We start from the raw sequence: 7991 nt of genomic DNA, 5'->3' as shown, positions 1-7991 counted from the left end.
CTCCCAGCCGCGCGCCGCGGCGTTCATCGACCAGGCGGCCGAGCTGATGCGCGGTGCCGCGTACACCGCCTTCGACGGGGCTGGACGAGGTCCTCCCCGCGACGCTCCATCACGTCGGTAGGGAACCGGCGGGCCGTACTCCAGATGATCAGGTTGATGTTGTCGGTGGTGGTGTCCTGCGACAGGCCGGGCCAGTTCTTCAGCAGGGCGGCGTCCGTGTCGCTGACGCCGGGTTTGACGGCCCGCGTGGCGTCCCACTTGAACTCCATGACATGCAGGACGCCCATGATGCCGCCGACGCCGAAGATCAGGGAGATGCCCTGACCGACGCGCTCGGGGACGAGGCCGCGGGTGTGCGCGGTCAGTGGGATGCGGGTGGCGATGTTGATGGTGCCGGCGTCGCGGGTGACGGCGTGCGGAAGGTACTGCCGCCGTACCGCCGAGTGCGTGCCGTCGGCCCCGACCAGAAGGTCCCCGGTGGCGGTCGTGCCGTCGGAGAAGTGCGCGGTGACAGTGCCGTCGTCGCGTTGCTCATACCGGGTGAAGGTCTTGTCGAAGTGCACCACGTCGTCGAGGCCGGTGAGCAGTACGTGGCGCAGCACCATCCGGGCCACCGAGTGTTCGGTGTGCACGGGGTCGGCGTTCGGCCGCAGGGGGAATGACGCGGTCTGACGTAGCCCCTGGGTGACCACGTTGAAGTAGTGCGGCGGTCGGGCGCAGGTCGCGAGGAAGGTGGCGAACAGCTCTGGCGACAGGCACTCGCGCAGTGCTCGGCTGCCGGTCGGGCCGATGCCGACCCGGTAGCCGAGCAGCCCGTCGGCGCGGTCGCGGTGCCGTTCGTACACGGCGACTGTCATCCCGGCCCGGCGCAGGCCGTGCGCCAGGCACAGCCCGCCGGTGCCGGCGCCGATGATCAGGACGTGCGGTGGCGCGCCGGACATGTCAACCAGCCGGGTGCGCCGCTGGCGCGTCGGTGTTGGCTGGCCGTGCCGTTGGCACGTCGGTGCTGGTTGGGCGCGCTGTGAGCGCGTCGGTGTTGGCTGGGCGCGCCGCTGGCGCGTCGGTGGCGTCCCACCGGTAGAAGCAGCCGGCGATCGCGTCCCGTGGGGAACGCCAGGTCGGCAGGTACGGCGACGTGTGCGCGGACAGCCGCTCGTTGACCTGCTGGAAGAGCGGGTGGTTACGGGCCGCAGCCAGGGCGTCCGGGTCGACGTCCGATGTTTCCATCACGTGTACGCACAGGTCGTGCAGGCAGTACAGGGACCGGTGCGTGACACCGGTCAGGCCGGGCAGCTCGGTGGCGTCGGATTCGGCGAAGATCTGCGCGACCCGCCCCTCCGCGCCCGGGATGATCCGGCTGACGATCAGTAGACGACTCATGGGACCCCTTCCGCCGGTGGCCTTTCCGACCCTCGGATCGGCGCCACGTGCTCTGTGCGCCCACCGTGCCGCAGCGACTGTCACGTCACCGTCACGTACGCCGCCCGGCCGGTGACGGGCGACCGGCGACGGCTTCCCGGCTGGCCTGGCGGATCGGGGCGAGCGTGTCGTCGAGCAGGGCGCTCATCGCCGGACTGGGCTCCAGGCGCAACTCCCTGCGCAGCAGGTCCCGGTAGACGTAGAAGGCGTGCACGGCTTCGAAGGCGTTGCCCTCGGCCAGGTGGATGCGGACGACCAGCCGGTGCGGAGTCTCCCGTAACGGCTCGGCCGCCATCGCCTCCAGCGCGGCTTCGAGGGCCTCGCCGTGCCGCCCCGCAGTGAGGTGTTGCCCGGCCAGCTGTTCCAGCATGTGCAGGCGGAGTTGGCGCAGCCTCTCCCGGTCCAGCAGCACCCAGTCGTCGTACCACCCGGGGAGGAGGTCGTGCCGTCCGGCGGCGAGCGCCCCGGCGGCGGTGCTCGGGTCGTCGCCGTCGCGGACCCGGGCCGCGGTGCCGACCAGGTCGTCGACGTCGAGCCGGACCGCCGGGTCGAGCCGTACGGTGTCGCCGGCCACGGTCATCGGGCAGCACGGGTCCTGGCGGAGCCGCCACAGCGCGGTACGCAGGGAGGACAGCGCCCGTTCCTCCGACGCGTCGGGCCAGAGCAGCCCGGCGAGCTGGCTGCGGGTGGCGCCGGGGCGCAGCCCGATCAGCGCGATCACCCGTTGCAGCCCGCGCGGCACCACGATCGGCGCGGAGTCGCGCAGCAGTCGGAAGCCGCCGAGCAGGTGGAGCGACACGCCCTCCTCGGGCGGGCCTCCGGCGGTTGGCACGGTCGGATCAGCGGTCACGGCGGCACCCCCTGCGGAACGCTCGTCCCGACTGTCTGCTGCGTCCTGGATCGGCTGCCCGTGACGCCTCTGTCGACCCCATCGGTGGAGGCGCGACCCCGGCTGCCGGGCGCGGCCCCCACCCGCCGAGGCCGCCGGGCTGACCACCGTGAAGATTATCAATAACGGTCACGTTGCGTCAATGTCGGCGTGGACCTTCTATTGGCGACAGTCAACCTGAGATCGGTTCTGAACTGCGCAAACATCAGATCGATCGAGGGCGTGGCGTATGGCTGACACATAGCTGATGCACAGCTTGCGTCAACGCAGCGTCACGAAGGTGCGTCCACGGTGGGCCCTGCCTGGTGACGCCGCCGTGACGAGGACTGCCGCATCGTGTGGGCAGTCGTCCAGCGCGTCCGGGGACCACCCGTTGCCGGCCGGACGCCGTGGGGGGAGGCCCAGTATGGACCGATCGCTGATCGTCGCGAAGGTGGATCCGGCCGCTGCGGAGCGCGTCGCCGAGATCTTCGCCGAGTCGGACGCGACGGAGCTGCCGCGCCTGGTCGGCGTCCGGCACCGCTCGCTGTACCGCCTGCACGACCTCTACGTGCACCTGCTGGAGACCGAGCAGTCGACGGAGGGCGCGGTCGAGGCCGCCCGTGGCCACCCTGAGTTCATCCGGGTCAGCGACCGCCTGCGCCCGTACGTCTCGCCGTACCTGTCGACCTGGCGCTCACCGCGTGACGCCATGGCGCAGTGCTTCTACCGGTTCGACGCCCCGGACACCGGAGGGCGGTCGTGACGGCCACCGCGCCGCGCGAGGAGCAGCTCTGGTCCCGCTGCGCCGGCTGCGCCAGCCTGCTCTACCGCAAACGGTTACGCCGCAACCTGGACGTCTGCCCGGAGTGCGGGGAGCACGCCCGACTCGGGGCACCGGAACGCCTGCGCCAACTCGTCGACCCCGGATCGCTGCGCCCACTGGCCGACCGGCTGCCGGAGGCGGACCCGATCGACTTCGTCGACGTGGTGCCGTACCCGCACCGGCTCACCGCCGCGCGGGCCAGCACCGGCCTTGTCGAAGCCGTCGTCTGTGCCACGGCCACCATCGGCGGACACCCGGTCGCGATGGCGGTGATGGACTTCCGTTTCCTCGGTGGCAGCCTGGGTTGCGCCGTCGGTGAGCTGATCACCCGGACCGCCGAGCGGGCGCTCGACGAGCGCATCCCGCTCGTCCTGGTGACCGCCTCCGGTGGAGCGCGGATGCAGGAGGGCGCGCTGTCGTTGATGCAGATGGCCACCGTCAGCCAGGCCATCGCCGCGCTGCGCGAGGCGGGTCTGCTCACGGTGAGCGTCCTGACTGACCCGACCTACGGTGGGGTGGCCGCGTCGTTCGCCACCAACACCGATCTGGTGCTCGCCGAGAGCGGCGCGCGGATGGGTTTCGCCGGCCCCCGGGTGATCCGTCAGGTGACCGGCCGGGCGTTGCCGGAGGGCTTCCAGACCGCCGACTTCCTGCTCCGACACGGGCAGGTCGACATGGTGGTGCAGCGCCGGTCACTGCGCGGACGCCTGGTGGCGCTGCTCGCCGCGACCCACGCCGGCGCTCCGACCCGCCCATCCGTACCCCGGCAGGAGCCGGCGTCGCACCGCGAGCGCCTCGCCGACGACGACGCCGCCGCGGCGCGGCCGCCGGCAACCCCGGCAGCGGACGGAACCGCGGCGGTACGCGACGCGTGGGACACCGTGCGGATGGCCCGGCACCCCGGCCGGCCGACCACACTGGACTACCTCGACTCCGTCTTCGACGGCTTCGTGGAGCTGCACGGCGACCGGCTCGGCGCGGACTGCCCGGCCATCGTGGGGGGCGTGGCCCGGCTGGCCGGCCGACACGTGATGGTCATCGGACACCAGAAGGGGCACACCACCGCCGAACTGGTGGCCCGCAACTTCGGCATGGCCAGCCCGGCCGGACATCGCAAGGCGCTGCGGTTGATGCGCCTGGCCGCCCGGCTCGGCCTACCGGTGGTGACCCTGGTGGACACCCCCGGCGCCGACCCGGGGGTGAGCGCCGAGGAACACGGCCAGGCGGCGGCCATCGCGGAGAACATCCTCGCCCTCACCGTGCTGCCCACCCCCGTGCTCGCGGTCATCACCGGAGAGGGCGGCAGCGGCGGCGCGCTGGCCCTCGCCGTCGCCGACCGGGTGCTGATGCTGGAGAACGCCGTCTACTCGGTGATCAGCCCCGAGGGCTGTGCGGCGATCCTGTGGCCGGACCGGTCGGCGGCTCCGCAGGCCGCCCGGGCGCTGCGGCTGAGCGCCCCCGACCTGCGCCGGCTCGGCGTGGTCGACGAGGTCGTGCCGGAGCCGCCCGCCGCCGCGCACGACGACCCGGCGGAGACCGCGCTGCGGTTGCGGGCCGCCCTGCTGGCGAATCTGCTGCCGCTGCTCGACGTGCCGCCGGCCATGCTGGTCCGCCTCCGCCGGCAACGGTTCCGGCGGTTCGGCGCGACCCGTGCCGGTCAGCGGGCAGGTGTCCGGTGAGCGCCGAGAACGGGGCGGTGTCGACAGTCGAGGCACCCGAGGACACCGAGGTCGGCGAGGAGGAGGCACTGGCCGGACTGCGTCGGCAGGCGCAGCACCTGATCGCCGAGCTGACCGGGCCGGTGCGCCGGATCCGGCTGCGCAGCGGGCCGGCCGTCCTCGAGGTCGAGTGGCATCCGGAGAACGTGACCCGATCTGACGTACCCTCTTCGCCGGCCATGGTGGAGGCGCCGCCGGTGCCCGGCCCACCGCCGGCGTCGACCCCACCGTCGGCGCCCGGCCGCGCCGCGGTGCGGGCGCCGATCGTCGGCACCTTCTACCGGTCGCCGGAACCGGGTGCGACCCCGTTCGTCACGGTGGGGGACCTGGTCCGGCCCGGCCAGCCGGTCGCCATCGTCGAGGCGATGAAGCTGATGAACGAGGTGACCGCCGACCGCGCCGGTCGGGTGGTCGCGATCCTCGTCGAGGACGGCCAGTCGGTGGAGTACGACCAGCCGCTGGTCGAACTGGACCCGGCGTGACAGCGCGGGGTGCCTGACGATGTTCGAGACCGTGCTGATCGCCAACCGTGGCGAGATCGCGCTGCGGGTGCTGCGCGCCTGCCGGGAGCTGGGCGTACGGACGGCCGTCGTCTACTCCGCCGCCGACGCCGACTCGGCGGCGGTCCGTCACGCCGACCAGGCGATCCGGATCGGGCCCGCGTCGAGCCGGCGCAGCTACCTCAACGCCGCCGCCATCGTGGAGGCGGCCCGACAGGTGGGCGCGCAGGCCGTGCACCCCGGCTACGGTTTCCTCTCCGAGGACGCCGACTTCGCCGAGATCTGCGCGGACAACGGGCTGACCTTCATCGGCCCGCCGCCGGCGGTGATGGCCGCGTTGGCCGACAAGTCCTCCGCGCGGGCCCTGATGAGCCGCGCCGGCCTGCCGCTGTCGCCGGGCAGCGTCGCACCGGTGCCGACCGCCGCCGCGGCCGCCGAGATCGCCGAGGCCGTCGGCTACCCGGTGATCGTGAAGGCCGCCGCCGGGGGCGGCGGCCGGGGGATGACAGTGGTCCGCACCCCGGGCGAGCTGCGCCGGGCGTACACCCGGACCCGGGCCGCCGCGCAGGCCGCCTTCGGCGACGACCGGGTGTACGTCGAGCGCTACCTCACCGAGGCTCGGCACGTCGAGGTGCAGGTGCTCTGCGACTCCCACGGGAACGGGGTGCACCTGGGCACCCGGGACTGCTCGGTGCAACGCCGGCACCAGAAGCTGGTGGAGGAGGCGCCCGCCCCGGCGCTGCCCGCCGCCGTCCTCGACACCATCGCCGAGACGGCGCTGCGGGGTGCGCTCGAGGTCGGTTTCGTCGGTGCCGGCACGCTGGAGTTCCTTGTCGACGCCGAGGAACAGTTCCACTTTCTGGAGATTAACTGCCGGATCCAGGTCGAGCATCCGGTGACCGAGATGATCACCGGGATCGACCTGGTGCACGAGCAGCTGCACATCGCCGCCGGCGTGCCGCTGCGCTGGCGGCAGGAGGAGATCCGCCTGCGCGGCGTCGCGGTGGAGTGCCGGGTCAACACCGAGGACCCCGGGCGTGGCTTCGCGCCCACCCCCGGCCGGTTGGACCGTTTCACCCCACCCGGCGGCCCGTTCACCCGGGTGGACACCCACGCCAGCGCCGGCTACGTGATCGGCCCCTGGTACGACTCCCTGCTGGCGAAGGTCATCGTCTGGGCACCCGACCGGGAGTTGGCCCTCAACCGGCTGGAACGCGCCCTCGACGAGTTCGACATCGCCGGCCCGGGTGTGCACACCACCATCCCGTTCGTCCGGCGGGTGCTCGACGACGCCGCATTCCGCAAAGGCCGCTACACCACGGGCCTGGTCGACCGTCTGCTCGGTGTGCCCGGTGCGGCGCCCGCACAGCGGCCGACGGCCACCCCCGCACCGCGCCCCGCGTCCGCCGCGACGCCCGACGTACCCAACAGGAGGACCCGATGACCGTCACCCATGGTCGCCCGATGACCGCCGAGATCACCGACATCCTGGTGGCGCACTGCGGGCTGGACGCCGACGCCGCGGCCCGGGCGCCCGCCGCGTCGCTGGAGGAGCTGGGCATGGACTCACTCGCCCTGCTGGAACTCTCCGCGGTCGTCGCCGACAGGTGGCAGGTGAGCATCCCCGAGCAGGCCGGGCACCTGAGCATCCCGGCGGTGGCCGACCTGGTCGCCAACCGCGCCGACCCGCCCGGGCACACCGAGAACAGCGTGGTCATCGACGCACCGCTCGCGGTGGTCTGGGAGGTCACCAACGACGTGGCGAACTGGACCGAGCTGTTCACCGAGTACGCCGTGGTGGAGATCCTGCACCGCGACGGGCACACGGTGCGGTTCCGGCTCACCATGTACCCCGACGAGAACGGGGTGTCCTGGAGCTGGGTCAGTGAACGCACCTCCGACCCGGTGAGCCGCCAGGTGCGGGCGCACCGGGTGGAGACCGGGCCGTTCGAGTACATGCGGATCCACTGGCGCTACACCGAGGAGGACGGCGGCACCCGGATGACCTGGACGCAGGACTTCGCCATGAAGCCGACAGCACCCGTCGACAACGCCGCGATGACCGAGCGGATCAACACCAACAGCGTCATCCAACTCGCAGTGATCAAGGACCGGGTGGAGCGGATCGCCCGGCAACGCGCCGACCAGGGCTACCCGGCGGCCGGCGACGAGTCGACGGAGGCCGACGATGAGTGACCTGAGCACCCGGCCGGTCGCCGCCCGGGACGTACCCGCCGACCGGCGGCGCGGTGGTGAACTGCGGGTGCTGCTGGGCCCCCGCACCGTCGGCAGCACCTCGGGGTTCCTCGGGGTGGCCACCCTCGCGCCGGGGGAGCGGATCGCCGAGCACTACCACCCGTACAGCGAGGAGTTCCTGTACCTGGTCCGCGGCGCGATCACCGTCGACCTGGACGACCAGCCGACGCTGCTGGCCACCGGCGAGGGCCTGTTCGTTCCGGTGAACGTGCGGCACCGGCTGCGCAACACCGGCGTCGAGCCGGCCGAGGTGGTCTTCCACCTGGGTCCGCTCGCCCCGCGCCCCGAGTTGGGGCACGTCGACACCGAGTTGGTCGAACAGCGGGGCGGATCGTGAGCGCGAGGAGTGAGCCGGTTTTGCGAGCCCCGCAGTCGCGAACAGAGGTGACGCGATGACCAGGCGC

At 72.7% G+C, this 7991-nt stretch carries 7 protein-coding genes and 2 pseudogenes; 6 read left to right on the top strand and 3 right to left on the bottom strand.

The window, feature by feature from the left end; translation table 11 throughout:
* Positions 1-80: 80 nt before the first annotated feature.
* The 3 genes and pseudogenes from ACWCO3_RS27765 to ACWCO3_RS27755 form a co-directional block, all read right to left on the bottom strand.
* Positions 81-941 (bottom strand): annotated as a pseudogene (locus ACWCO3_RS27765) (FAD-dependent oxidoreductase); the annotation flags it as partial.
* Positions 942-1038: 97 nt separating this feature from the next.
* A pseudogene (locus tag ACWCO3_RS27760) lies at positions 1039-1380 on the bottom strand (TcmI family type II polyketide cyclase); the annotation flags it as partial.
* A gap of 91 nt (positions 1381-1471) precedes the next feature.
* The gene (locus ACWCO3_RS27755) at positions 1472-2269 is read right to left on the bottom strand and encodes an AfsR/SARP family transcriptional regulator (protein WP_358163800.1); all 798 of its coding nucleotides are present in this window, start codon (positions 2267-2269) and stop codon (positions 1472-1474) included.
* A 445-nt stretch (positions 2270-2714) separates the two neighbouring features.
* Between ACWCO3_RS27755 and ACWCO3_RS27750 the strand changes: the two genes are divergently transcribed.
* From ACWCO3_RS27750 to ACWCO3_RS27725, 6 genes are read left to right on the top strand one after another with little or no spacing between them, the layout of a single operon-like run.
* Positions 2715-3053: a TcmI family type II polyketide cyclase gene (locus ACWCO3_RS27750; RefSeq protein ID WP_354880505.1), complete on the top strand. Its 339-nt coding sequence runs from the start codon at positions 2715-2717 to the stop codon at positions 3051-3053.
* Positions 3050-4792, top strand: a complete 1743-nt coding sequence (locus ACWCO3_RS27745; protein ID WP_450012830.1) for an acetyl-CoA carboxylase carboxyltransferase subunit alpha — start codon at positions 3050-3052, stop codon at positions 4790-4792. The genes ACWCO3_RS27750 and ACWCO3_RS27745 overlap by 4 nt, the downstream gene beginning before the upstream one ends.
* Positions 4793-4809: 17 nt before the next feature.
* Positions 4810-5313 carry an acetyl-CoA carboxylase biotin carboxyl carrier protein gene (accB, locus tag ACWCO3_RS27740; RefSeq protein ID WP_358164075.1) on the top strand — a complete coding sequence of 168 codons (504 nt, stop codon included), beginning with the start codon at positions 4810-4812 and terminating at the stop codon, positions 5311-5313.
* 19 nt (positions 5314-5332) lie between these two features.
* Positions 5333-6775: an acetyl-CoA carboxylase biotin carboxylase subunit gene (locus tag ACWCO3_RS27735; protein ID WP_145781501.1), complete on the top strand. Its 1443-nt coding sequence runs from the start codon at positions 5333-5335 to the stop codon at positions 6773-6775.
* Complete coding sequence (locus ACWCO3_RS27730) at positions 6772-7527, top strand: SRPBCC family protein (protein WP_145781503.1); 756 nt, start codon at positions 6772-6774, stop codon at positions 7525-7527. Before ACWCO3_RS27735 ends, ACWCO3_RS27730 begins: the two co-directional genes overlap by 4 nt.
* Positions 7520-7924 (top strand): cupin domain-containing protein, encoded by a 405-nt coding sequence (locus ACWCO3_RS27725; protein ID WP_088989433.1) that lies wholly within the window; start codon positions 7520-7522, stop codon positions 7922-7924. The genes ACWCO3_RS27730 and ACWCO3_RS27725 overlap by 8 nt, the downstream gene beginning before the upstream one ends.
* The last annotated feature ends 67 nt before the right edge of the window (positions 7925-7991 follow it).

Source organism: Micromonospora sp. NPDC002411 (genome assembly GCF_053592955.1).
The sequence above is the reverse complement of the archived record's forward strand: the minus strand, read 5'-3'. Positions and strand labels throughout refer to the sequence as shown.